Origin of the sequence: Streptomyces sp. So13.3 (assembly GCF_005860785.2) — a bacterium.
GTDB classification, from domain to species: domain Bacteria; phylum Actinomycetota; class Actinomycetes; order Streptomycetales; family Streptomycetaceae; genus Actinacidiphila; species Actinacidiphila fildesensis.
Genome location: NZ_CP048835.1, coordinates 8,940,658 through 8,965,373, shown reverse-complemented (window position 1 = coordinate 8,965,373; position 24,716 = coordinate 8,940,658). Strand labels below are relative to the sequence as shown.

Sequence of the window (24,716 nt, the reverse complement as noted above, 5' to 3'; positions counted from 1 at the left end):
TGGTCAGCCCGTCAGTTTCACGATGTCGGCGGCGGCTGCCCGGTGCTGGTCCGTGGTGTCGAGGGTGGTGTCGTCGGTTATCCGGCCGTCGTAGAAGCTGATGACGCGGTCGGCCGCGCTGGCCACCCTGGCGTCGTGGGTGACCAGGACGATGGTCTGGCCCTGCTGGTGCAGCTCGGTGAGCAGCCTGATCACCTCCCGGGTCCCCTTGCCGTCCAGGGAACCGGTGGGCTCGTCGGCCAGGAGCAGATCCGGCTCGTTGACCAGGGCTCTCGCCAGCGCCACCCGTTGCTGCTCGCCGCCGGCGAGGTCGCCGGGCAGGCTGTTCTCCTTGCCGCCCAGTCCGAGCCGGCCGACGAATTCCTCCCGCGACGCCCGCGCCTGGCGGGGCGTGCGACCCGCGAGGAGGGCGGGCAGTTCGATGTTGTCCGCGACGGTGAGGGTGGAGACGAGGTTGAAGAACTGGAAGACGATGCCGATCCTGCGGCGGCGCAGTACGGCCCAGCGCGCTTCGCTGAGATCGTCGACGCGGCGTCCGTCGAGGGCTATGCGCCCGCTGTCGGGGCGCTCCAGTCCCCCCAGGAGGTGCAGCAGGGTGGATTTCCCGGCTCCGGAGGTCCCGGTGACGGCCACGAACTCGCCCCGCGCCACGTTCAGGTCCACACCGCGTACGGCCCGTACCCTGGCGCCGTCGGTGGAATGGGTCTTGGTCAGGCCCGTCACGCTCAGCAGGTGCGGCGCTGGACCGGTGGCCGGCTCGGTTCGTGTCATTCGAGTTCCTCCTGGCAGCGCTCCAACCAGTCGAGGTCGGCCTGAAGATGCAGGCTCGCGCCCTCGATCAGCAGTTGTGCGATGCGGTTGTCCTGGTCCTCCCCTGCGGCCAGCTTGGACAGGGCCCGCATGAGGTTCAGGTAGTGACGGCGCTGCTTGTTGATCAGCGTGACCTGGTCCGCCCTGCCGGTCCGGGGGGCCAGGGCGAGCTTCATGAAGAAGTCGTCCCGTACCCGGGGGGTCGGGGACGGCTCCTCGAACCAGGCGTCGACGCTCTCGCGGCCCGCCTCGGTCAGTTCGTAGATGCGTTTGTTGGGGCGGTCCGGCTGGACGATGTCCTCGCCCGCGATCAGGCCGGCCTTTTCCAGTCGGCCCAGGGTCACATAGATCTGACCGATGTTGGGCTGAGGGTACGCCGCTCCGAAGAGCTTCTCCAGGCCCTGCTTCAGTTCGTAACCATGAGCGGGACCTGCGGCGAGCAGGGCGAGCAGCGGAAGACGCACGGTGGTTGAGCCTCCTCCCCGGCTACCTGCTTGTTAGGGGTATTGGCCGTGCCCGGACAGGCAGCTGACCGCGGCCCCTAGTATCGCGCATGCTCAGCAGGTATACAGGACGCCTCGGCCATGCGGAACATGTCGCGGGCGGAGCGAGGAGTGGAGGGACCGATGCGCTGGGCGCGAATCATGGGCAGGGGACTGCTCGTGGGCGCCCTGGTGATGGCCGGCTACGCCGGTTCGGGGGCCGGTGCGGACGCCGCACCGCCGGGCGCCTCCGACGGCGGGGGGCCCCTGACCCTCGTCACCGGCCGGGACCTCACCGGCTATCTGCAGCCGGTGCTGGACGGCTGGAACCGGAGCCACCCCGACGAGCCGGTGAAGCTGGTCGAGCTGCCCGAGGCGGCGGACGAGGTCCACGCGCAGATGGCGGACAGTCTGCGGTCGGGCAGCAGCCGCTTCGACGTCCTCAACATCGATGTGGCCTGGACCTCCGAGTTCGCCGGCAATCACTGGATCGCCCCCGTGGACGGGCGTGGTCTGCCCATGGACCGGTTGCTGCCCTCCGTCGCGGACACGGCCACGTTCCGCGGCCGGCTGTACGCCATGCCGTACGTGACCAACGCGGGGCTGCTGTACTACCGCAAGGACATCCTCGACCGGGAGGGCCTGCCACCGCCGCGAACCTGGGCCGAGCTGGAGAAAGAGGCCTCCGCCCTTTCGGCCAAGTACCGGATCGGCGGCTACGCCGGGCAGTTCCTGCCGTACGAGGGGCTGACGGTGAACGTGGCCGAGGCGGTCCAGTCGGCCGGCGGATCGATCCTGGGCGGTGACGGGCGACAGGCGACGGTGAACTCCCCCGCCGCACTGGAGGGCCTGCGGTTCCTGACCCGGGGCGTGACCGACGGCTGGATTCCCCGCGAGGCGCTGACCTTCAAGGAAGAGGAATCCCGGCAGGCGTTCCAGGACGGCAAGCTGCTGTTCCTGCGCAACTGGCCCTACGTCTACAACCTCGCCTCGGCCCGTGACTCCGCGGTGGCGGGGAAGTTCGGCGTGGTCCCGCTGCCCGGCCCGGACGGGCCCGGCAGCGGCGTGCTGGGCGGCTCCAACCTGGCCGTCAACGCGCACTCGCAGCACCAGCGGTCGGCGGCGGAACTCATGGCCTACCTGTCCAGCGAAGGCGTGCAGCGCCAGGTCCTGACCGACGGCGGGCTGCCGCCGGTGTGGGCATCGCTGTACTCGGACCCGGCTCTCATCCGGCGCTACCCGTATCTGCCGGTCCTCAAGGAGAGTGTCCGCACCGCCAGGCCGCGCCCCAAGAGCGCACGGTACGAGCAGGTGAGCCTGGTGGTCGCCGCCGTGACCTATGACGCGCTGGCCCTGCGGCAGACGCCCGAGCAGGCGCTGGCCCGGCTGCAGCGAGAGCTCCAGGACGTCGTACGGAGCGGCTGACCCCCGCTCCAGATTCACCTTCCTAGTTACTTGTTAGGCATCTCCGTCGGGACGAGTCGCTCCAATTTCCCGCACATATCGGGATGAATACCCCTCTATGAAGGCCTTATGGCCCGAGAGCGTTGACACCTCCCCGACTCTCCTACTTAACATGCATGCATGCATCACAGGGTGCGGCTGCCGTTGGCAGTGCGCACCCCACCCCAACCCCGCCGATCGCACCGTGGTGCGCCGCTGCCCCCTGCCCGCATGCCGCGGGCCGGTCCCGGCACACCGATCGGTTCTCACGGTTCCAACTCCAACGACGGCCGCTCGCGCGTCAGATTCAGGATGGTGACGGGATGCTCGCAGTCCCAGTCGAGAACCCCGCAGGCCGCACACCTGCGGCCCGGCCGGCCGAAGGGCAGCGCCCCTGGTGGCGCGACGCCGTGGTCTACCAGGTCTACATCCGCAGCTTCCTCGACAGCACCGGGGACGGCGTCGGTGACCTCGCGGGAGTCCGGGTGGGACTGCCCTACGTGCGCAAGCTCGGCGTGGACGGCATCTGGCTCAGCCCCTTCTATCCCTCCCCCCAGCACGACCACGGTTACGACGTCGCGGACTACAGCGCCGTCGACCCGCTCTACGGAGACCTCGCCGAGTTCGACCGTCTCGTCGCCGACGCGCACCGGCTCGGGCTGAAGGTCGTCATCGACGTCGTCCCGAATCACTGCTCCAGCGCCCATCCCTGGTTCCGGGCGGCGCTCGCCGACGGCCCCGGCGGCCCGGCCCGGTCCCGTTTCCACTTCGCCGACGGCCGGGGGGAGCACGGGGAGCTGCCGCCGAACAACTGGCGTGCGATGTTCGGCGGTCCGGCCTGGTCACGCGTCAAGGAGACGGACGGCAGCCCGGGCCAGTGGTACCTGCATCTGTTCACCCCCGAGCAGCCTGACCTCAACTGGCGTGACCCGCGGGTCGGGGACCACTTCGAGGAGGTGCTGAGGTTCTGGCTCGACCGGGGGGTCGACGGCTTCCGCATCGATGTCGCCGCAGGGCTGTTCCGGCACCCGGAACTGCCGGACTCCCCCGACCCGGAGGCCGACGAACGCACCCGCGACTCGGTGAACCCGCTGGCCTGGAACCAGCCCGAGGTGCACGACGTGTGGCGCCGGTGGCGAGCGCTCTGCGAGTCGTACACCGCCCACGACGGACAGGACCGGCTGCTGGTCGGCGAGGTCTCCGTACCCACCGCCGCGGATCAGGCCCTGTACGTGCGCCCCGACGAACTGCACCAGGCGTTCTTCTTCCACCTGCTCAGCGCCCCGTGGAACGCCGCCGACTTCCGCCGCACCATCGTCGAGGCGCTGCGCGACATCGCCGGAACCGGCTCCACGGTGACCTGGGTGCTCAATAACCACGACCAGGTCAGGACCGTCACCCGCTACGACGCCGACAGCGGCGGCGTGGGCGCCACCCGCGCGCGGGCCGCGGCGCTGCTGATGCTGGCGCTGCCGGGCGCCGCCTACATCTACCAGGGCGAAGAGCTCGGCCTGCCCGAGGTGCTCGACCTGCCCGACGACGCGCTGACCGATCCGATCTTCCGCCGGACCGGCAGCCGCCGTTACGTCCGTGACGGCTGCCGGGTCCCCCTCCCGTGGTCAGGACACGCCTCACCGTTCGGGTTCACCGCGCCGGGCTCCACCGTGCAGCCCTGGCTGCCGCAGCCCGCCTGGTTCGCCGAACACACCACCGACCGCGCTCTGAGCGACACCGGCTCGTTCTGGCACCTGTACCGCGACGGCCTCAACCTGCGCGAACAGCTTCCCCAGCTCGGCGAAGGCAGCCTGCGCTGGCTCGAGTCACCACCCCAGGTACTGGCCTTCGTGCGCGGCGACGGCATGGTCTGCGCCGTCAACTTCGGCGAAGAGCCGGTACCCGCCCCCGTTCCCGGGCCGCCGCTGCTGGCCAGCGCCCCCTGCCCGGCGGGGCTGCTTCCGGGCAACACCGCCGCCTGGTGGGTCTGCGACCTGCCCGCGTCCTGAGCCGGTCCGCCGGCCCCGGCCCGACCGGACAACCTCACCACCGCCCCCGGTTCCGCGGGCGGATTCGACGAAGGGATCTACCCAATGAAGCGCATCGTGGCAGCGACAGCAGTGGTACTCGGCCTCACCATGACGGCCACGGCCTGCGGAGGCGGCCAGGACAAAACCGCCGCGCAGGACGGCAAGCAGGAACTCAAGGGCCAGTCCCTCACCGTGGCGGCGGTGTGGACCGGTGTGGAGCAGCAGAACTTCAAGAAGGTGCTGGACGCCTTCTCGGCGAAGACGGGTGCCAAGACCTCCTTCATCTCCACCGGTGACAACGTCTCCACCGTCGTCGGCAGCAAGATCGAGGGCGGCAACGCACCCGACGTCGTCATGGTCCCGCAGGTCGGCGTGGTCCAGCAGTTCGCCCGCAAGGGCTGGCTGCGGCCGCTGTCCCCCGCCGCCCGCACGGCCGCAGCGGCGAACTTCGCCAAGGTGTGGCAGGACTACGGCACCGTCGACTCCGCCTTCTACGGGCTGTACTTCAAGGCCTCCAACAAGTCGACGGTCTGGTACAGCCCCAAGGCGCTCGCTGACGCCGGGGCCACCGTCCCCAAGAGCTACGAGGAGATGATCACCACCGCTTCGGCCGTCACCGACTCCGGGCTCCCCGGCTTCTCCGTCGCGGGTGAGGCCGGATGGCCGCTGACCGACTGGTTCGAGAACATCTACCTGTCCCAGGCGGGACCGCAGAACTACGACAAGCTGGCGCAGCACAAGATGCCCTGGAACGACCCCACGGTCGTCAAGGCGCTCAGCACCCTGGGCGCTCTGTTCGCCAAGGACCAGCTGATCTCCGGCGGCCGCAAGGGCGCTTTGGAGACCGACTTCCCCGAGTCGGTGGAACAGGTCTTCGGCAAGCAGCCGAAGGCGGGGATGGTCTATGAGGGCGACTTCGTCAGCGGCCTGATCTCCGGTGATCTGCACAAGAACGTCGGCGAGGACGCCAAGTTCTTCCCGTTCCCCGCCGTGACGGGCGGCACCGCTCCGGTGGTCGGCGGCGGCGACGCCGCCGTGGCGCTGAAGGCGGGCAAGAACCAGGAAGCCGCCATGAAGTTCATCGAGTACCTGGCCACCCCCGAGGCGGCGGCCGTGTGGGCCAAGGCGGGCGGGTTCCTCTCCCCCAACCAGAAGCTGGACATCGCCAACTACACCGACGACACCACCCGGCAGACCGCCAAGTCGCTGGTCGACGCGGGTGAGACTGTCCGCTTCGACATGTCCGACCAGGCCCCGGCGGCCTTCGGCGGCACCCAGGGTTCGGGCGAGTGGAAGATCCTGCAGGACTTCCTGCGGGACCCGTCGTCCCCGAAGAACACCGCCCAGGTCCTGGAGACGGCCGCGCTCAAAGCCTACAAGGGCTGAGGGCGGCCGACATGTCCGTCATGAACCACCGGAGCCGGCCGGGCGGTGCCGCACGGGGCGCCCGCACCGCCCGTCAGCGGTCGGTACGCCGCCGCAAGATCAACGCCGTGGTCTTCGCCCTCCCCGCCCTGCTGCTGCTGGGCGCGCTCGTCGGCTACCCGATCGTCTTCGCCGTCGTGCGGTCGCTGTTCGACGCCTCGGGGGAACACTTCGCCGGCCTCGACAACTACACCGAGATGTTCGGCGACCCGGCAACGCTCAAGGCGATCCGCAACACCGCGATCTGGATAGCGGTGGCCCCGGCACTGCTCACCGGCCTGGGGCTGATGCTGGCGGTACTCACCGAGAAGATCCGCTGGGCCACCGCGTTCAAGGTCCTGATCTTCATGCCGATGGCGATCTCCTTCCTCGCCGCCGGCATCACCTTCCGGCTCGTCTACGAACAGGACCCGCAGCGCGGGGTGCTCAACGCGGTCGCCGTCGGCGCCCACGACGCCTTCACCGATGCCTCCCCCTACCCCGGTGCCCGCACCCGCGGCTCCCAGGTGCTGGAAGCGCAGAAGGGCGGCGGGTACCGGACCGCGCGGCCGGTGCGTCCCGGTGACTCGCTCACCCTCGGGCTGGTCGGCCTCAAACCGACCGCCCTTCCCGCCACGGCCGCCCAGGCGAAGACCGCCTCGGCCGCGGCGGGCGCGGTCACCGGAACCGTCTTCCTGGACTTCGTCCCCGGAGGCGGCGGCCGGCCCGACGCGGTCGACGCCCGGGAACGCGGACTGCCGCAGATGACGGTCGAGTTGGTCCGCGACCAGCAGGTGGTCGGACACGCCGCGACCGGGCCGGACGGAACCTTCCGCTTCGACGCGGTGCCTGACGGCTCCTACACCGTGCGCCTTCCGGCGGCGAACTTCGCCGAACCGTACGGCGGTGTGTCCTGGTTGGGACCGGCACTGATCACCCCCGCCATCATCGGTGCCTATCTGTGGATCTGGACCGGATTCGCCATGGTCCTCATCGGCGCCGGACTGTCCTCGCTTCCCCGCGAGGTCCTGGAGGCGGCCCGCATCGACGGCGCGGGCGAGTGGCAGATCTTCCGCCGGATCACCGTGCCGCTGCTCGGCCCGGTCATGACCGTGGTCTTCGTGACGCTGCTGATCAATGTGATGAAGGTCTTCGACCTCGTCTACATCATCGCCCCCGGTCCGGTCCAGCAGGATGCGAACGTGCTGGCGCTGCAGATGTGGCTGGTCTCCTTCGGCGGCGGAAACAACCAGGGGCTGGGGAGCGCCATCGGCGTGGTGCTGCTGCTCCTGGTGGTACCCGTCATGGTCCTCAACATCCGTCGCTTCCGCAGGAGCCAGACATGACGACCCAGCACACCGCACCTGTCGGGGCCGCGCCGCGCACGACCGCGGCGCCCCCGGCCGCGCGCCGCCCCGTGCGGCTGACCTCCCGGCTCACCGCCTTTCTGGGCAAGGGCCTGGTCCAGGCGCTCCTGGTGGTCGTCGCCCTGGTCTGGTTGGTGCCCACGTTCGGTCTCTTCGTCTCGTCGCTGCGGCCCTCGACCGACAACGCCACCACCGGCTGGTGGACGGCGCTGGCCCACCCGGGCGGCCTGGGGTTCTCCAACTACAGCTCGATCCTGGCGGACAGCGGAATCACCCATGCCTTCTGGAACACGGTGCTGATCTCCGTGCCCACCACGATGGCCGTCGTCGTCCTCGCGTCCCTGGCCGGATACGCCTTCGCCTGGCTGGAGTTCCCGGGGCGCGACGTGATCTTCCTGCTGGTCGTCGCCATGCTCGTGGTGCCGGTGCAGATCGGGCTGCTGCCGGTGGCCAAACTCTTCGGCGCGCTCGGCATCTTCGGGTCGCTCACCGGCGTCATCCTGTTCCACGTCGCCTACGGGCTGCCGTTCGCGATCTTCCTGTTGCGGAACTACTTCGCCGACATCCCCCGCGAGATGCTGGAGGCGGCGCGGATGGACGGCGGCTCCGAATGGCTCATCTTCCGGCGGCTGATCCTCCCGGTGGCCAAACCGGCGATCGCGAGTCTGAGCATCTTCCAGTTCCTGTGGGTGTGGAACGACATGCTCGTCGCACTGATCTTCGCCGACAGCGGTTCACAGCCCCTCACCGTCGCGCTGCAGTCGCAGATGCGGCAGTTCGGGTCCAACATCGACGTCCTCGCTCCGGGCGCCTTTCTGTCGCTGGTCGTTCCCCTGATCGTCTTCTTCGCCTTCCAGCGTCACTTCGTCCAGGGGGTGATGGCCGGCTCGGTGAAGTGACAGTCCTTCGGCGGCCGCGTCGCTGTTCCCTCCCACCACGATCGGGAAGGCCCCGCGCGGCGGCCGGAGATGGCCGCGCGGAGGCCGCTGTCAGGTTGTCACTGCCGCTTCCACTGCTGTGACGCGGAGCCCGAGCACTTGGCGGTGGTCGCGCCACCGCCGAAAGCCAGGTCCAGGCATTTGCCGTCGTACTGGTCGGCGAGGCTGCTGTGGGAGCCGGAGTACCAGGACTTGAGACCGCTCTGGGCGCAGTCGCTGATCGTGGACACGTTGTTGAACATGCCTGCCTGGAGGCACTGGCCGGTCCCCTTGTTGACCACCTGGAAGCCGCCGCCCGAGACGGTTCTGGACGACCACAGGACCGCGTTGCCGGTGCACGACCCGAGGGTGAGGGCGTTGCCGAACTGGTTGACGCCCAGACAGTCCCCGCTGCTGCCGTTTCTGAGTACGTAGAAGCGGGACCCGCTCGATGGGGTGGGGGCCGGTGGTGGCGCCGCCGTGGGCTTGGTGCTGGGGCCGGCGGTGTTGCCAGGCCCGCCGGTACTTCCCGCGCTGCCAGTGCCGGTGTTGCCCGAGCCATTGCTACCGGTGCCGGTGTTGCCCGTGCCGTTGTTGCCGGTCCCGTTGGCGCCGCCGGCACCCCCGCCACCGCTCGCAGCGGGGACTCCGGCAACGCTGCCCGGCGACGGCGCGGCCGACGGCTGGCCGCTCGCGGACGGCACGCCCGAGGGGCTCGTACCTGCGGACGGCGAACCTGAGGACGCGGATGCCGCTGGGCCCGCCCCGCCCGGGCCGGAGGCCGGCGGGCCGCTCTCCGCCGCGCGGGGTGCGGTGAGCTTGGGGAGCAACTGCACGCCGATCGTCGTGCCCGCCACCAGGACGATGGGAACCACCGCCAGCAGCAGTCGGGTTCGCCGCCGCGGTCGCCCGGCCGCGGTGATCGGCGCGTTCCGCCCCACTACTACGGGCTCGGCCTGTTCCGGAGAGTCCGGCTCCGGCTCGAGCACCACCTGCGGTGCCGTCCGGGCCGCGAACGCCGCGCGCCCGGCCAGCCGGTCCATGACCAGCGCGGGCCAGCCGGGTCTGGCCGGGACGGCCCTCTGCTCCGCGAGCAGGAACAGCCGGTCCGCCGTGGGGCGTCCGAGCGGGTTCTTGTCCAGGCACGCCTCGACGACCTCCGCCAGGTCCTGGTCCAGTGCGCGCAACCCGTCCAGGTCGGGCTCACCGTGGACGATGCGATAGAGCACGTCCACGCCGGAACCCTCGCCGAAGGGCGGTCTGCCGACGGCCGCGTAGCCGAGCAGCGCGCCGAGCGCGAACACGTCCGTGGCGCCCGTCAACTCCTTGGACGCGGAGGCCTGTTCCGGCGACATATAGGCCGGTGTGCCGACCACCACGCCGGTCCGGGTGAGCCGGCTCTGGTCGGCGGCGCGGGCGACCCCGAAGTCGATGAGCGTGGCGCCGTCCTGGGTCAGCATCACGTTGGACGGCTTGAGGTCCCGGTGCACCATGTCGAGGGCGTGCACCGCTCGCAGTCCCGCGGCCGCCTCCCGGAGCAGCAGCCACAGGGCCTGCACCGGAAGCGGCCCGCCGTGCAGGGCCATCGCCTCGGTCAGGGTGAGGCCGGGAATGTAGGCGGTCGCGAACCACGGCGGCCGGGCCTGCCGGTCGCTCGCCAGCAGCGGCGTGCTGACCTCGTTCGGCAACCGGGCGAGGTTGTCGAGTTCGTGGCCGAAGTGCCGCAGGAAGTTCTCGTCCGCGGCGAAGTGCGGCAGCACCTGTTTGACCGCGGCGTAGCGGCCGTCGACGACGCCCAGATACACCCGCCCCATGCCGCCGGAACCGAGCTTGCCGAGCAGCGGGATCGTCCCGATCCGCCGCGGGTCCTCCCCTTCGAGTGGCTCGGCCCCACTGCCACTGACGTCCAACGACTCTCCCCCGTTCACTGTCACAACTCCGCAGCGTACCCAGGATCCGAGGACCCGTCAGGAGCACCCGGACGCAGTGGCATTACCGCCACAACCGGCCCCTGCGGCTCCATTGTCATCCACGCGAGATCCCTGCCCGTGCCGACCGTCGCCGCCATCAGGGGTGCCGTGCCATCAGGGTCCTGCCGGAGCCTCGCGGTCCCGGATGCCGCCTCGGATGCAGCCCAGATGCGACCTGGATGCGGCCCAGATATTGCCTCCGATTTACTTCCACCCCCTTCTCCTGCGATGTGACATGTGCAATGTTATTGCGCGCAGGCTGTGTCCATGTCAAACGACACAGCGCGGCCCGCAGGCAGCCCTCGTCACGCCCCGAACCCGTCGGAAGTCATCGGCGACCGGGACGCTCGAAGCCCGCGGATCCCCCCACGCCGTGCAGTGCAGCACGGCCTTCACACCGCTGGGAGGCGGCACGTGAACACCCAACCGCTACGACGAAGTCTCACCGGATTCCTGATACTTGCCCTCGCACTGTGCCTGGGCATAGCCATGCTGATCCAGCCGGGCCGAGCCACGGCAGCGGACAGCCGGCAAGGACCGGCAACGCAGTCCCCCAAGGTTCCCCCGCCACTCGGCTCGACCGCCGACATATCGGACCGCGCCGAGGTGCAACGCCACCCGCTCGACACCGCTCAGCTTCCTCCGCAGAGCCCGGTCACCTCGCGGGCCCCGTCGAAAGCCCCACCAAGAGGGAACACGGCGAGCGGTGTTGCCGCGGCGTCCTGCACCCCGGCCGACTTCAGCCGGACCGGATCCGCGCTGGTCGCATTCGTCCAGGCCTCGACCACGGCCTGTGTCAACACCCTGTTCGGCCTCACCGGCACCAACGCGTACAACGCCTTCCGCGAAGCACAGATGGTCACCATCGCCAACGCCTTCAAGAACACGGCGAGGACCTACCCCGGTGACAACTCCGGCAACGTGTGGCAGCTCGTGCTGTTCCTGCGCGCCGGCTACTACGTGCAGTCCTACAACTCCTCCGCCGTCGGACCGTACGGCCCGACCCTGGCCACCGCCTCCGAGGGCGCGCTCGACACCTTCGTGGCGTCCCCCCACTTCCTGGACGTCAGCTCGGCCAACGGCGACATCCTGGGCGAAGTCCTGGTCCTGACGGACAGCGCCAACGAGCAGGGCCGCTACCTCAGCACCTACAAGAGGGTGCTCAACGCCTACAACAGCTCCTACGACGCCTACTGGAGCATGGACTCGGCCGTCAACAGCGTGTTCACCCCGATCTTCCGCGGGCACTGGAACCCCGCGTACATCACCGCGGTCACCGCCGACCCGAGCATCATCGACACCCTCAGCACGTTCGCGCTGAACCACCGGGACATCCTGAACGGCAGCTGGTTCTGGCTGGACGCCAACGCCGGCACCGAGATGGCGCGCTTCCTCGACACCCCCGCGCTCCAGGCCAAGGTACGACCGCTCGCGAAGGGCCTGCTGGGCGCCTCGTCGATCACCGGCACGACCGCACCGCTGTGGGTCGGGGTCGCCGGCATGACCGACGCCCACGACCAGGCCCAGTGCTCGTACTACACGACGTGCAACTTCACGGCCCAACTCACCGCCGCATCACTGCCGATCACCTACCCGTGCGACGCCGGGCACACTTTCCGCGCCCAGTCCCTGACCAACGCCGCGCTGTCCGCCGCGTGCACCAGCCTCAAGGGTCAGGACGCGTACTTCCACGGCATCGTCAAGGACAGCGGCCCGGTCGCCAACGACAACAACACGAACATCCAGATCGTGACGTTCGCGAGCCCCAAGGACTACCAGGTCTACTCCGGCTGGATCTTCGGGAACAGCACCGACAACGGCGGCGAGTACCTGGAGGGCGACCCCGCCACCCCGGGCAACCAGGCCCGGTTCCTGTCCTACGTGAAGAGCGTCAACGACGGCTTCCCCGGCGACATCTGGAACCTCAACCACGAGTACACGCACTACCTCGACGGACGCTACGACATGTACGGCGACTTCACCGCCGGCCAGGGCGTCCCGGACATCTGGTGGATCGAGGGCTTCGCCGAGTACGTCTCCTACAGCTACCGCAACCTCCCCGACACCGAGGCGATCGCCGATGCCGGACAGCACACCTTCGCGCTGAGCACCCTCTGGCAGAGCACCTACGGCAACAGCAGCCTGGACCGCACCTACCCGTGGGGTTACCTGGCCGTCCGCTACATGATCGAGAAGCACCCCGCCGACGTGCAGAACATGCTCGCCAAGTTCCGCACCGGCGACTACAACGGCGCCTACGCGGTTTACAGCACCGGCATCGGCACCCGCTACGACGCCGACTTCAACACCTGGCTCGACGCGTGCGCGGCCGGCGCCTGCGGCGGAACGAGCAGCGGACCGACCGCAGCCTTCGACGCCGCCGTCTCCGGCCTGACCGTGAACCTGACCGACAGGTCCACCGACGCCGGCAGCACCATCACCGCCCGCTCGTGGAACTTCGGCGACGGCACCACCTCCACCGCCACCAACCCCGCCAAGACGTACACCGCCGCCGGCACGTACACGATCACCCTTTCCGTCACCGACGCCAAGGGCCTGACCTCCACCACGGCCAAGCCCGTCACGGTCAGCGGCGCGCTGCCGACCTGCACGAGCGCCGACCCCCGCGTCATGGGCCAGAACTGCTCCCGCTCCGCCCGGTCGGCCTCGACGGGCAACCTGGACTACCTGTACCTCTACCTGCCGGCCGGGACCACGACGCTGAACATCACGACAACCGGCGGCACCGGCAACGCCGACCTCTACTACAACCCCAACACGTGGGCGACCAGCACCGCCTACACGGCACGCTCGGCCAAGGCCGGGAACACCGAAGCCATCACGGTCACCAACACCACCGCCGGATACCGGTACATCAGCCTGTACGCGAAGACAGCCTTCAGCGGTGTAACGGTCACCACCAAGTACTGACTCCTGTCTCCTACCCGTCTTCAGGCGGCGACTCTGCGGGCAGCGGTTCAAACCGCTGCCCGCAGTGCGTCGCGTCCGCCATCACCGCTAGGAACGACCTCCGCCACGCAACTTGTCCATGTGCATCAGGTAGGCATCCTCCGCGACCCGCCGGGCCGCGCCGTTCGCTCCTGCTGCCAGCCGCTTCCTCGCCGTGTCATGTCCGGCGTCCACCGCCTGCCGATACCAGGGCTCCGCCTGGGCCCAGCCCCCAGCCGCTCCGCGTACAGACGCCCCAGCCAGAAGGCCGCGTAGAGGTCCCCACGGTCGGCAGCCGTCCGGTACCAGCGCGCCGCCTCGACGAAATCCCCCTGGACCTCGGCGGGGAGCCTGTTCTCCAGCTTCGCCTGAGTCCGGCCTTCGCAGAGGAGCCCGAGTCGGCCCATGGCCTCGACCAGGCCCGCTTCGGCGGCATCGCGGTAGTGGGTCCTCATCGCCGGCAGGTCCTCCGCACCGCCCCAGTTCTCCAACTCCCGGCCGAGTCCGAAACTGGTTTCAGCATCCATCCGTCCAAAGTGGCAGCGCCAACGGGATGTCCAGACCGTTGGCCCGGGAGCGCAGTCACGCGAGAAGGTCGTCCGCAATCACCGTCAGGACATCAGGCTGCAGCACGGCAAGGACATCGGCTGCCGCATGCCACGGCCCCAGTCGCAGCGCCCACGCGATCAGCGGGCGCGCACGGGTCTTCCCGGCATGGCGGGCCAACGCCGTCAGGGCCCACGCCTGACGGTCCGGGTCGGGGATGGTTCTGACCATCGACTCGGCGCGGTCGATGTTCCCGCCCCGCGCCATCACCTCCGCCACACTCGTCAGTGCACGTGCCCTCGCCCGTGGCCCCGGGTTGATCGCGTCCCCGGCCATCATCTCGACTTCACGGGCCACGAGTTCGGCGCTGTCGAAGTCGCCTGCCTCGGCCATCGCCTCCGCCACGCCCGTCAGACCCCATGCCTGCCATCGCGGGTCGGCGACCGTGCGGGCCAGGCGTTCCGCACGGTCGACGTCACCCTGGTGCGCTGTCTCCCGGGCCACGTTCGCCAGGGCCGATGCCCGAAGTCCCGGTTCGGTAATCATGCGGGCCAGGCGTTCCGCATGGTCGAGGTCTCCGAGCTTCGCCACGGTTCCCGCCACCACCTCCAACGCCATCGCCTGGGTAAACCCGGGTTGGCGCAGGGCCATGGCCTCAGCCTCGCGGGTCAGCTCCTCGGCACGGTCCGCCTGCCCCATCCGCGCCACCGCCCGTGCCACCGCTGTCATCGCGTTCTCCTGCGCGCACAGGTTCGTGGGAGGCAGGGCACGAGCCCTCGACTCGGCCACGCCGGCCAGCCTCCCGGCGGCGGCGACATCTCCCGCGCCCGCCAGCGCCTCCGCCACCTGCGCCAGTCCCTCCGCCTGGAACTGCCGGTCGAGAGGGTGCTCGGTACGGTCGGTGATGGTTCCGGCCACGGTCTCGGCGGCGGTGTGGCCTTCCTCGGCCAGCGCCCGCGCGACGCGTGCCAGCTCCATCGGCGTCGAGCGATGGATGGTCCGGATCACCGCGAGAGCGCGGTCGACGTCTCCGGTCCGCGCGACGATCTGCGCCACCTCTTCCAATGCCCTTGCCTGCTCGAACCCCATGGCCTGCCCGGGAATGGTCCTGGCAACGGTCACGGCGCGGTCCACCTCTCCCACCCGGGCCAGCCCCGCCGCCAACGCGTGTGCCGCTTCCGCCAATTGCCTCCGGTACAGATCGGTGCCGGTCCGGGCCACGGCTTCGGCTTCTCGGGCCAGCCGTCCGGCACGGTCGACAGCGTTGGTCCGCGCCGCCATCCGTGCCGTGGCGGTGAGCACCATCGCCCGCACCTCCGTGTCCTTCTCGATGCTGCGGGAGCGGGCCTGGGCCTCGGCGCGGTCGACGTCGTCAGCCGGGGGCCACGCGTGCGCTATCCGTCGCAGGTCGTGGGCCCGTTTGTACGTACCGACGTGGTTCATCGGCATGCCTTCGGCCTCACGGCCGAGGTCCCCGGTGCGGTCCGCCTCGTTCACCTCCCGCACCATCCGCAGCACCGAGTCCTTCAGTTCCGGGTGAGTGACGGTCAGGGCCAGGGCCTCGGCCTCGCGGGCGAGGTGCCGAGCGCGATCGGCGTCCCCGATCCGTGCCACCACGCGTGCGACCGCTGCCAGCGCGGATGCCCGAAGTTCCGGGTTGATGATCGTCCGGGCCACGGATTCGGCTTCGTGGGCGACGTCGCCGGCGTCGTGAGCGGTGTCGTCGGTCCTGCTGGGAGGCCGGTTGCCGGCATCGTGAGCGGTGTCGTCGGTCCTGCTGGGAGGCCGGTTGCCGGCATCGCACTCGGCCAGCGCCTCGCTGAGTGCCCCTAGCGCACGCGCGCGTCTTTCCGGGGAAGGGATGGATCGCGCCATGGCCGCGGCGTGCGCGGGGCGCCCCAGGAGGGCCCAGACGGCGGGCAGCCCGACGGGGATGTTGGTGTTGCGTTGGGCGAGGCTGTCGCGACGCACCGCGAAGAGGGTCATGGCTCTCAGATCGAGGCCCGGATCGCCTCGGTCGAGTATCGCGTCCTGCGTAGTCGTGATTTCGGCGAGCGCGGCGTCATCCCCGCCGCCCGCGTCGCGCATCCGTTCGTGGCGGGCCTCGTCGAGGGCGCAGGCGATCATCCTGGTGAGATCGCCGTCGGCGTGCAGCAACCGGAAGTAGCCGCGGAACAGATAACCGGAGGTGTGAGCGGGCCAGTGTCCGGCCCGGTACCGGTCGGCCCAGGTGTGCAGGCGCTCCCGGTACTCCGTCAGGCGCCGCTCGCCCAGGAACCGTACGGCGATCTGCTGGAGTTCCTCGTGGCCGAGCATGTAGACCCCACGCACTGCCACCTGGCCGGACGAGCCGGGAGCGGGGGCGGGGGCGGGGGCGGGGGCGGGGCGCCAGGCGAACATCCGTCCGGCCACGGCGCCCAGGACCTCCTCGATCTCCCACTCCAGGCGTCCCGTCAGCTCGGCCAGGTCCCGGCCGCTGAGGCCGCCGCCGGCAGCGGTCACCAACCCCAGGAGGTCCTGCTCCGCCGTCGTGCCGCGCAGCAGCCGCTTCAGCTCCCGCTCCGCGTCGTTGCGCACGATCTGGGCGTACGGGGACTCCTTCAGCGTCCGTTCGACCCCGGGGTCACGCAGCGGATGCCCGATGGGCACGTCGGACGGGAGCGGCGGGTCGTGCCGTCCGGCCACCACGATGCGCATCCCCGCCACGGGCCGGGTCGGAAGCAGCGCGGCGATGCTGTGTGCGATGGCTCCCCTGTCCTCGTCGAGACCGTCCACGACCAGCACCAGGCGTTGTTCTCGCTGCCGGCAGGCGGCGGCCGCGGCGTCGAGCAACTGCCACATGTGCGCGGCACGGGTGGCGGCAGTCAGGTAGGGCGAGACAGGTTCGCCGAGGAGGGTCGCCAGCTGCTCGATGACGACGTCCAGGAAGGCTTCACGATCGTCCTGGGCGGCCAGGCGCGCGGTGATGAAGAACGAGACGATGCGGGTGCGCGGTGGCGGGTTCAGAACGAACCAGGACAACAAGGCGGACTTCCCCGCCCACGCCTTCGCGCGCCACCACAGGTAGTCACCGGCATCGGGCCGGGTGCAGAAGTCCGCGAGCTCGGCCAGCTCCTCCTCCCGGCCCAGCAGCATCTCGGGGGCGATCGTCCGTACCTGGTGGAGATAGCCGGACTGCGCAACCGGGTGGGCGGCTGCGAACACGTTGATCTGCGTGTTGCCGCTGCCGATCTGCACCCCTCGCGCACCACGGGCGTCGACGTGGTGGCCGCTCTCGTCCGCTCCCACTGGCAGGCCCGGTCAGTTGAACGTGTTGGTCTGCGTGTTGTTGTCGCCGATCTGCACGCCCTTGGCGTCCCTGGCGTCGACGACATTCGCCCCGGCCACTCCCAGGTCCCGCAGCAACAACCGCGCGGCGGCGAGGATTTCCGCGTCCTGATCCGCACCCGTCGCGGCCAGCCGCTCCCTCAGCCGGGCCTCCCAGACCCCGGGCTCGACCTCACGGGCGTCCAGGACCCGTGCGCCGTCCTCACCCCCAGCGGCAAGACGCCGGCGCACCGCCTCACGCAACCCCGCGTAGCCGTCCCGGACCGCACTGCTCGCGGTATCCGTGAGCCCCGCCGAAGCACCCGCGGCCAGCGCGGCCATCACCAACTCCACTCCAGACATCCTCGCCCCGTCATCGAACCGAATCGGCCTGGTATCGGCCGGCCGCACAACTGGTGCTACAGGCAGCCAGTTTCACACCTTGCCGACCTCTGCGCAGTGGAACACTGGACACGTCATGATGCTCACAGACCGCTCAGGAGGTCCTGGGCTGTGGCTGCTTCGGGCGTGCCCAGGTCCCGGTACGCCGATACGGCCCGTTGCAGATGCTCGCGTGCTGTCACTGGGTCAGCGCGTGCCAGGGCGAGCCGGCCCGATTCCAGTTCAACCCTGGCGGCTCCGGATCGATCACCGATCGCCGCGTAGGTCCTCCCGGCCTGTTCCAAGCGCTCCGTGGCCGCTTGCCACCGTGCTTCCCGCAGGTCCAGCACACCGAGTTCGATGTTCGCCCACGCCGTACCGCGCCTGTTCCCCAGGCGCTCGTACTCATCCCGGGCGTCCGTCACATGGCGTCGTGCGGCGGCGAGATCTCCCATGGAGCGATACAGGGAACCGAGCTCCACCCGCGCGTCGGCGGCGTTCCTGGCGCTGTCCATGGATGTGAAGACGTCCAGAGCTCCTTCGAGCAGGGCCTGGGCATCGGCGTACTGTCCGAGGATCCGCTTCGTGATGCCGGTCTCACGCTCGGCCCACGCTCGTCCGCTGCGGTCGCCGGTGTCGGAGCAGATCGCATGCGCGGCCGCGAACTGGTCCAAGGCACTCGGATAGTCACCGAGGAGTCGGTCGAGTGTGCCGAGTTCGATGCGGATCCATGCCTCGTTACGCAGGTTCCGCAGGCTCTGATAGATGCCGAGCGCCTCGTCGAAGGAGACCCGGGCCGCGGCATAGTCGCCGGTCGCCCTGCTGAACAACCCCAGCGTGCCGCGGCCGTTGGCGACGCCCCGGAGCCCGCCCATCCGTCCGTGGAGGGTGACAGCACGCTCCATCGCGTTCCGCGCGGGGGCATACTCCGCCAGATGGTAGTGAATGACGGCCAGTTCGGCGTAGCAGAACGCGCGGCCACGATCGTCGCCCAGGGTCTCGAAGTGCCCCAATGCCGCCTGTGTGTGTCCGAGTGCGCTGCGGTACCGTCCGGTGCACCGGTGCAGGACCCCCAATTGGCTGTGGCTGCAGCCTTGTCCGAGGACATCCCCTGTCGTGACAGCCAAGTGCAACGAGGACTCGTTCAGCTCTTCGGCCTGGACGATGTTCCGGTGGATCCGCAGGAAATAGCTGAGACCGCAGGTCAGCTGCCAGGTCGTCGCCCATTCCTCGTCGACCGCGAGCCGGGCGACCGCCCTGAAGTCCACCAGATAGATCTCCAGCCACTCCAGAGCTGCCTTCTCCTCCGTGGGAACATCGGGTTCGGTGGCGGCGTCGGCCGGGAGGTCGATGACCAGAGGAGAACCGATGGCGGCATTCGCCAGGGCAAGCTGGCGTGCCGTCAACCGGAACAGCCGCCGCATTGCCGCCGTACGCGATGAACTGCTGTCATGAAGCTCGGACTCCCCTAACGCAAGCGCGCGTACCGAATCGTGCACGCCGTATCCATGCGGGTCCGGTCGGCCGATGATGCCCCGGCGGTGGAGTTCGTTGAGCGACCGATCTGCTTCCTCCACCGGGATGCCGGCCAGCACCGCCGCCGTTTCGCCGGTGACATGCGGCCCGGGATGGAGCGCCATCCGACGGAAGACCAGCTGGTCACGTGTGTCCAACGCCGTCACTGACCAGCCGAAGGGATCCATGTTCACATCGTCTCCTGCTCGGTGCGGGACGCCGTCCCCGCTACGGAGCCCGGATCCGTCCGGTGCGGTGATGAGGCGGTCCGCCACATGTCTGACGGTCAGAGGCAGCCGGTAGATCTCAGCCAACGCGCTGATGACGGAGGTGTCGATGTCGTGTGAGGCTCTCGTCAGGACGGCGGTGATGACGGAGCACGCCTCGTCCCGGGTGAGACCCCCCACTTCGAGGTGCAGGTCGGGATCAATGCCGGCAACAACACGCCGGCTCGTGACGATCACCATGGCGTGGCGGGAGTTCGGCAGAAAGGGCCGCACCTGTTCCGCCCGGGTGATGTCGTCGAGAACGATGAGGAATCGTCCGTTCCCCACCGCGGACCGCCACTGGCCGCTCATGTCGTCGACACCGAACCGTGTCTGCGGAGCGGGCGCACCGATGGTGGTCAAGGCACTCGCCAGGACGTCCTGGGCGCTGAGTCTTCCCGCCGGTTCCGAATGGCTCCGGTACCTCAGGAACAGCTGGCCGTCAGGGTAGCGGGCCACGAGGCGATGAGCCGCCTGCACAGCCAGAGCCGTCTTCCCGCTGCCGGACGGACCCGTGATGGAACACACGAACGGTCGTGACGCGCTGAGCTCCGGCGTGCTTTCCACGAGCCGGCGCAGCTCCTCCTGTCGGCCGGAGAAGACTGCCGCTTCCGGCGGGAGGGTGTTGACCCGGGCCCGATGAGGAGGCGGATCGTCGTCGGTGGAGACCGGGGTGCGATCTGAGCCCGGCACGAGGGCCGCGCCCACGGCTGCGAGTGTGATGAGGACGAGCAGCGAGGAGAAGAGCCACCAGTTCCAGGTCGAGGTGATGATGTTGGTGACCACCCCCACCGCGGCGCCGAGCACGGGCCCGGACGCCAGGACCGCCATCTCCCGGCGCCGGCCCGGACGGTCACCGCTCATCCGATCTCCCCCGGTCATCGATCAACGAGCACCTCGGATTCGACCGAATGCCGTCCCGCCAGTATTCCGGCGTCGCGGCGACGAGGACGGGGCGTTCTCGGAATCGAGTGGAAGGCTGTGGCGGGCGTCCTTGAGGGCGGCTCCGGCCACGTGCACGGTCAGGGCCGCTCCCACACCGTCACCGCCAGCGTCTGCCGGCCGCCGCCCGCGCCGCCGCCCGCCGTGAAGAACCCGACCCGACCGCCGTCCGTCCCGAAGCACACGATGGAGCCCGCCGTAACGTCCGCCGTTCGCTGCCCCAGGTGCGTATTGAGAAGGGTGACGCACTGCTCCCGCTTCGGCGGGGTCGCGCCGTTCCAGGACACGACTGTGGTGCCGACGATCTGGCCCGGTTCGCAGCTGAGTTGGCAGGCGAGTCCGAGATCCCCCATCGGTGCCCGCTGGGGCGGTACGGAATCCAGCGACCAGCCCGTGATCGGACTCCCGCTCGTGCTCCCGTCATCCAGCGTCAACGTCCCCTGCCAGCGCACGTGTACGGCCGCGGGAGCCGTCGAGGCGGGCGGCTCGGTGGCGGGCGGCGTAGCGGGTTCGGTGGAGGGCGGCGGGGTCGTGGTGGAGGGTGCGGTGGTCGGGGTGCGCGGCGGGTCCCGCGTGGGTGCCGGGGGCGGGGGCGCTCGCGCCGCTCGCCGAGCTCGCACCGGACGGGACCGCTGCCGACGAGCCAGCGGTCGACGATGATCCCTCGTGCTGGAACAGCACCGTCCCCAGCACGATCGCCGCCACTCCGACGAGCGCAACCACGAGCTGAGCCCTGGTCGTTGTGATGGCCGGGATCTCCACCCCGCCCAGTTTCACCGCTTTCCCCACCACGGACGCGACCAGGCACCCCACACCGAAGATCCACAGCGGCGCGATGTAAGCGATCACAGCTGTCCCTCCCCCTGCCTGCACACCACGCCACCGCGGTGCATGCGACGGTAGCGGCCCGCCAGGACCGAGAGAAGAAGATGTCACCCAGTGCCGTCCGACCTGCCTTTCAGCACCCCTTCGGCCCGGTCGCGGCGCTCGGCCGGACACGGGCGGCGGCGCGGAAATCGGCGCCGCCGCCGTCACCTGCCGGACTTCACTGGGCCCAGGGAGCGGTCCTAGACCCTTTCAGCCGTCCGCTGCGGCGTCAGTTCCGCCCCGACCGGGCGCAGATACAGGCGCAGAGTGTGGGCGGGCTCGGCCGTCCCTCGGTCCCAGCGGGTATCGGCGACGGTGCAGGCGGGCCCGTCGCTCAGCCAGTCCGCGGCCGCTTGGAACAGGGCGGCGGGGTCCTGTCCGGCCAGGATCAGCGTCCCGTCGTCCTCCACGGTGACCCACAGGTCGACATGGGAGTTCACGAACGCACCGGCCCGCTCGCGGAGCTCTTCGACCAGCGTCGCAGTACCAGGATCAGTCATCATCGCTCTGCCTTCCCCGCACGATATGTCAGTGACTGTTCGTGTGCCCCGCTTACCTTCCGTCACTCCCCCGAGTCCCTCCGGATCGAGCGAGCGCCGAAGAAACCGCCTGAACGCCAGGAAATGCCAAGAGCCGCCCCACCCCTGACATCGGAGATGGGACGGCTCTTCGGCAGCGTCGGCTGCGGCGTTACGCGGCGGTGGTGGTCGTGCGGGGCGCGGGGCGCTCGCCTGATCCGGAGCGGCGGGCCTGGGCGAAGCGGCTGCGTCGGCCGCGGGTGGCGGTGGCGCTGCGCTTGGCGCGTTCCACGACCGGTGCGGCGATGACACACGGGATGCCGCTGGGGGCCTGGGCTCCGGTGATCCGGGTCAGTTCGGCCTCGTCGGGGCGGACCTGTGCGGTCTGCGGGGCGATGCCGGCGTCCCGCATCAAGCGGATCATGTCGCGGCGCTGGTTGGGCGGGACCAGGGTCACGACGCTGCCGGACTCACCGGCGCGCGCGGTGCGCCGCGGTGCAGGTAGTCCTTGTGGTCGCTCGGCGGGTCGATGTTGACGACCAGGTCGAGGTTGTCGACGTGGATGCCGCGCGCGGCGACGTTCGTGGCGACCAGCACGGTGACGTGTCCGGTCTTGAACTGCTCCAGGGTGCGGGTCCGCTGCGGCTGGGACTTGCCGCCGTGCAGTGCCGCGGCGCGCACTCCGCTGTTCAGCAGGTGGTCGGTGAGCTTGTCCACGGCGTGCTTGGTGTCGAGGAACATGATGACCCGGCCGTCACGGGCGGCGATCTGCGTCGTCACCGCGTTCTTGTCCCCGCCGTGCACGTGCAGCACGTGGTGCTCCATCGTGGTGACCGCGCCGCCGACGGGGTCGACGGAGTGCACGACCGGGTCGTGCAGGTAGCGGCGCACCAGAAGGTCGACGTTACGGTCCAAGGTGGCGGAGAACAGCATGCGCTGCCCGTCCGGGCGCACCTGGTCCAGCAGGGCGGTGACCTGCGGCATGAAGCCCATGTCGGCCATCTGGTCGGCCTCGTCGAGGACCGTGATGCCGACCTGGTCCAGGCGGCAGGAGCCCCGGTCGATGAGGTCCTTGAGCCTACCGGCGTGGCGACGACGACTTCGGCGCCACCGCGCAGCAGGTGGATCTGCCGTCCGATGGACATGCCGCCGACCACCGTGGCCATCCGCAGGCGCAGCGAGCGGGCGTACGGGGTCAGCGCGTCGGTGACCTGCTGGGCGAGCTCACGCGTCGGGACCAGGACCAGAGCCAGCGGCTGCAGCGGTTCGGCGCGCTGACCGGCGGTCCTGGCCAGCAGCGCCAGACCGAAGGCGAGGGTCTTGCCGGAACCGGTACGGCCACGGCCCAGCACGTTACGTCCCGCCAGGGCGTTGGGCAGCGTCGCGCCCTGATGGGGAACGGCACCGCCATGCCCCCGTGCGCCAGCGTCGCCAGCAGAGCGGGCTTAACATGTCCAGCGCGGCGAAGCTCTCCACCGCGGGCAGCGCCGGGGTGAGCGTGACCGGAAGAGCGAACTCGCCCTGAACGGACGGGCGTCGGCTTGAACTGCCGGAGCGGCCCGAGCCCGCGTAGCTACCGGAACGGCCGGAGCCACCGGAGCCCGCGTAACCGCCGGAACGGCTCGGCGCACCGGAGCGGCTCGGCGCCGAACGAAGGTAACCGCTTACGCTGGAGGTGCCGCCGCGGCTGGTGGAACTGGGGCTGGAATACGAGCGGTGGAACGAACGGGGTTCACGGAGAACCTTCCTGGATACGGCACGTATCCAGGAGGCCCCAGCAGCGAACACGCCGCACGAAGGCATCGCAGAGACGAACCGGAAGAACGAGCAAGAACGAGACGGGACCGAAGCGGCGCGGAATCAACCGCGCGAACACACTTCGCCACGAGCGGCACTGCCAGAGATGGCGGCCGGGAACTGGACGCGCGAGGAGGCGGGTCCGGGGCAGTGAGCACATCGCGGTCGTGAACCGCGGAGCCGCCTGCCGTACGGCGTGGAACTGATGCTGCAGCGGCCCTGCCCCGCTCGGCACTGAACGGGGGGCTGGGGGACGTGCAAGCGACGGCCAGGGCCCGCAACCTTGCGGAGCGGGCCCTGGCCGTTTGATGCGCGTCAGTGCTTAGGCGGGAACGATGTTCTCCGCCTGCGGGCCCTTCTGGCCCTGCGTGACGTCGAAGGAGACCTTCTGGCCTTCCTGGAGCTCACGGAAGCCCTGGGCGGCGATGTTCGAGTAGTGGGCGAAGACGTCAGCGCCGCCACCGTCCTGCTCGATGAAGCCGAAGCCCTTTTCCGCGTTGAACCACTTCACGGTGCCAGTAGCCATGTGTGTCTCCTTAAGACAAGGCAGAACCGGAACCCGCACTGTGCGGAGTCCGCGTCGCCGCGATGAGCCCATCCGGAGATGACCGGCCAAACAAAAAATGCACCCGCGGGTCACGCCCGTCGAGTGCACACAAAGTTCATGGGTACCACAACTGCAACTGGCATAAAGATAGCACAGACGGTGCCTCGGTGCGGGTTCCCCTTCCTTCAGTCGGTCCTTCCTGAACGGGACTTGATGTGGGACTCTGGGCTATACCACCACCCCCCTTCCTTGCTGAGGCACTATGCGCTGCATCATCGCCGGCTTCCCGTTCGACCTGATGAAGAGCGAGGTGCTGCACAAGATGCAGGGCATCAAGCCAGAACCGGTCACCGGAGAATCCGTGATCATCAGTCGCCGCACCTACCCCGTCAAGCAGGTCGGCCAGATCCTCACCCGACAGGACCGGCGTGACTTCACCGCCGAACAGATCACCCGGGCCATGAACCGACTCGGCTTCACCTGCCGTCCCGCGCCCGCCGCTGTCACGGCCCCGGTCAGCACGGTCCCGGCCGCCACGGAGCCGAGCCCGGACGAGCCCGAGGCAGCGATGCCGGGCAGTCACCACGCCTACAGCTGACCGGCGACACGCCCCCAGGTCGACGTTTCCACGGCCCCAGGTCGGCCGGGCTCCCGGAAGACGGCGC

General features: G+C 69.7%; 18 protein-coding genes and 1 pseudogene. 7 read left to right on the top strand and 12 right to left on the bottom strand.

Features of this window, described 5'->3' with window-relative positions; translation table 11 throughout:
• Positions 1 to 3 precede the first annotated feature (3 nt).
• Together C8250_RS40015 and C8250_RS40010 are read right to left on the bottom strand one after the other, a co-directional pair.
• The gene (locus tag C8250_RS40015; RefSeq protein ID WP_138358655.1) at positions 4 to 771 is read right to left on the bottom strand and encodes an ABC transporter ATP-binding protein; all 768 of its coding nucleotides are present in this window, start codon (positions 769 to 771) and stop codon (positions 4 to 6) included.
• Positions 768 to 1,274, bottom strand: coding sequence for a PadR family transcriptional regulator (locus tag C8250_RS40010; RefSeq protein WP_138358653.1), 507 nt, complete (start codon positions 1,272 to 1,274; stop codon positions 768 to 770). Before C8250_RS40010 ends, C8250_RS40015 begins: the two co-directional genes overlap by 4 nt.
• Before the next feature lie 162 nt (positions 1,275 to 1,436).
• Here C8250_RS40010 and C8250_RS40005 point away from each other — a divergent pair, with 162 nt between their 5' ends.
• The 5 genes from C8250_RS40005 to C8250_RS39985 all read left to right on the top strand — a co-directional run bounded on the left by C8250_RS40005 (position 1,437) and on the right by C8250_RS39985 (position 8,429).
• Entirely contained in the window at positions 1,437 to 2,717 is a 1,281-nt protein-coding gene (locus C8250_RS40005) for an ABC transporter substrate-binding protein (protein ID WP_138358652.1), read from the top strand.
• Between the two features lie 341 nt (positions 2,718 to 3,058).
• On the top strand, positions 3,059 to 4,738 hold the full coding sequence (locus C8250_RS40000) for a glycoside hydrolase family 13 protein (protein ID WP_138358650.1): 1,680 nt from the start codon (positions 3,059 to 3,061) through the stop codon (positions 4,736 to 4,738).
• Positions 4,739 to 4,822: 84 nt separating this feature from the next.
• Positions 4,823 to 6,145 carry an ABC transporter substrate-binding protein gene (locus C8250_RS39995; RefSeq protein WP_138358648.1) on the top strand — a complete coding sequence of 441 codons (1,323 nt, stop codon included), beginning with the start codon at positions 4,823 to 4,825 and terminating at the stop codon, positions 6,143 to 6,145.
• Positions 6,146 to 6,165: 20 nt separating this feature from the next.
• Complete coding sequence (locus tag C8250_RS39990; protein ID WP_232486239.1) at positions 6,166 to 7,509, top strand: ABC transporter permease subunit; 1,344 nt, start codon at positions 6,166 to 6,168, stop codon at positions 7,507 to 7,509.
• Entirely contained in the window at positions 7,506 to 8,429 is a 924-nt protein-coding gene (locus tag C8250_RS39985; RefSeq protein ID WP_138358645.1) for a carbohydrate ABC transporter permease, read from the top strand. The genes C8250_RS39990 and C8250_RS39985 overlap by 4 nt, the downstream gene beginning before the upstream one ends.
• Before the next feature lie 98 nt (positions 8,430 to 8,527).
• Here the strand turns inward: C8250_RS39985 and C8250_RS39980 are convergent, their stop codons facing one another.
• Positions 8,528 to 10,381: a serine/threonine-protein kinase gene (locus C8250_RS39980; protein WP_244809694.1), complete on the bottom strand. Its 1,854-nt coding sequence runs from the start codon at positions 10,379 to 10,381 to the stop codon at positions 8,528 to 8,530.
• Positions 10,382 to 10,831: 450 nt separating this feature from the next.
• On the opposite strand from C8250_RS39980, the gene C8250_RS39975 reads away from it, so the two are divergent.
• Entirely contained in the window at positions 10,832 to 13,348 is a 2,517-nt protein-coding gene (locus C8250_RS39975; protein ID WP_331284148.1) for a collagenase, read from the top strand.
• A 125-nt stretch (positions 13,349 to 13,473) separates the two neighbouring features.
• On the opposite strand, the gene C8250_RS39970 is transcribed toward C8250_RS39975, so the two are convergent.
• The 9 genes and pseudogenes from C8250_RS39970 to C8250_RS39930 form a co-directional block, all read right to left on the bottom strand.
• A complete protein-coding gene (locus tag C8250_RS39970; RefSeq protein ID WP_138358643.1) occupies positions 13,474 to 13,893 on the bottom strand; it encodes a sel1 repeat family protein in 420 nt (139 codons plus the stop codon).
• A 55-nt stretch (positions 13,894 to 13,948) separates the two neighbouring features.
• A complete protein-coding gene (locus tag C8250_RS39965) occupies positions 13,949 to 17,149 on the bottom strand; it encodes a hypothetical protein (protein ID WP_187145176.1) in 3,201 nt (1,066 codons plus the stop codon).
• A gap of 63 nt (positions 17,150 to 17,212) precedes the next feature.
• Positions 17,213 to 17,581: a hypothetical protein gene (locus C8250_RS39960; protein ID WP_138358637.1), complete on the bottom strand. Its 369-nt coding sequence runs from the start codon at positions 17,579 to 17,581 to the stop codon at positions 17,213 to 17,215.
• 122 nt (positions 17,582 to 17,703) lie between these two features.
• Positions 17,704 to 20,244, bottom strand: coding sequence for a tetratricopeptide repeat protein (locus C8250_RS39955; protein ID WP_187145175.1), 2,541 nt, complete (start codon positions 20,242 to 20,244; stop codon positions 17,704 to 17,706).
• A gap of 158 nt (positions 20,245 to 20,402) precedes the next feature.
• Positions 20,403 to 20,675, bottom strand: a complete 273-nt coding sequence (locus tag C8250_RS39950) for a hypothetical protein (RefSeq protein ID WP_138358633.1) — start codon at positions 20,673 to 20,675, stop codon at positions 20,403 to 20,405.
• 67 nt (positions 20,676 to 20,742) lie between these two features.
• On the bottom strand, positions 20,743 to 21,171 hold the full coding sequence (locus C8250_RS39945) for a hypothetical protein (RefSeq protein ID WP_187145174.1): 429 nt from the start codon (positions 21,169 to 21,171) through the stop codon (positions 20,743 to 20,745).
• 218 nt (positions 21,172 to 21,389) lie between these two features.
• The gene (locus C8250_RS39940) at positions 21,390 to 21,692 is read right to left on the bottom strand and encodes a hypothetical protein (RefSeq protein ID WP_138359675.1); all 303 of its coding nucleotides are present in this window, start codon (positions 21,690 to 21,692) and stop codon (positions 21,390 to 21,392) included.
• Positions 21,693 to 21,879: 187 nt separating this feature from the next.
• Positions 21,880 to 23,510 (bottom strand): annotated as a pseudogene (locus C8250_RS39935) (DEAD/DEAH box helicase).
• 316 nt (positions 23,511 to 23,826) lie between these two features.
• On the bottom strand, positions 23,827 to 24,030 hold the full coding sequence (locus C8250_RS39930) for a cold-shock protein (protein WP_034275260.1): 204 nt from the start codon (positions 24,028 to 24,030) through the stop codon (positions 23,827 to 23,829).
• A 283-nt stretch (positions 24,031 to 24,313) separates the two neighbouring features.
• Between C8250_RS39930 and C8250_RS39925 the strand changes: the two genes are divergently transcribed.
• A complete protein-coding gene (locus C8250_RS39925; protein WP_138359507.1) occupies positions 24,314 to 24,649 on the top strand; it encodes an SCO5918 family protein in 336 nt (111 codons plus the stop codon).
• Positions 24,650 to 24,716: the final 67 nt, after the last annotated feature.

Bases quoted from the DNA above. Each gene is read 5' to 3' on its own strand.
- C8250_RS39950 (WP_138358633.1), bottom strand. From the start codon at position 20,675: ATGGGGGATCTCGGACTCGCCTGCCAACTCAGCTGCGAACCGGGCCAG.
- C8250_RS39985 (WP_138358645.1), top strand. From the start codon at position 7,506: ATGACGACCCAGCACACCGCACCTGTCGGGGCCGCGCCGCGCACGACC.
- C8250_RS39925 (WP_138359507.1), top strand. From the start codon at position 24,314: ATGCGCTGCATCATCGCCGGCTTCCCGTTCGACCTGATGAAGAGCGAG.
- C8250_RS39960 (WP_138358637.1), bottom strand. From the start codon at position 17,581: ATGTCTGGAGTGGAGTTGGTGATGGCCGCGCTGGCCGCGGGTGCTTCG.
- C8250_RS40015 (WP_138358655.1), bottom strand. From the start codon at position 771: ATGACACGAACCGAGCCGGCCACCGGTCCAGCGCCGCACCTGCTGAGC.
- C8250_RS39995 (WP_138358648.1), top strand. From the start codon at position 4,823: ATGAAGCGCATCGTGGCAGCGACAGCAGTGGTACTCGGCCTCACCATG.
- C8250_RS39940 (WP_138359675.1), bottom strand. From the start codon at position 21,692: ATGATGACTGATCCTGGTACTGCGACGCTGGTCGAAGAGCTCCGCGAG.
- C8250_RS40000 (WP_138358650.1), top strand. From the start codon at position 3,059: ATGCTCGCAGTCCCAGTCGAGAACCCCGCAGGCCGCACACCTGCGGCC.
- C8250_RS40005 (WP_138358652.1), top strand. From the start codon at position 1,437: ATGCGCTGGGCGCGAATCATGGGCAGGGGACTGCTCGTGGGCGCCCTG.
- C8250_RS39930 (WP_034275260.1), bottom strand. From the start codon at position 24,030: ATGGCTACTGGCACCGTGAAGTGGTTCAACGCGGAAAAGGGCTTCGGC.
- C8250_RS39970 (WP_138358643.1), bottom strand. From the start codon at position 13,893: ATGGATGCTGAAACCAGTTTCGGACTCGGCCGGGAGTTGGAGAACTGG.
- C8250_RS39990 (WP_232486239.1), top strand. From the start codon at position 6,166: ATGAACCACCGGAGCCGGCCGGGCGGTGCCGCACGGGGCGCCCGCACC.
- C8250_RS39955 (WP_187145175.1), bottom strand. From the start codon at position 20,244: ATGAGCGGTGACCGTCCGGGCCGGCGCCGGGAGATGGCGGTCCTGGCG.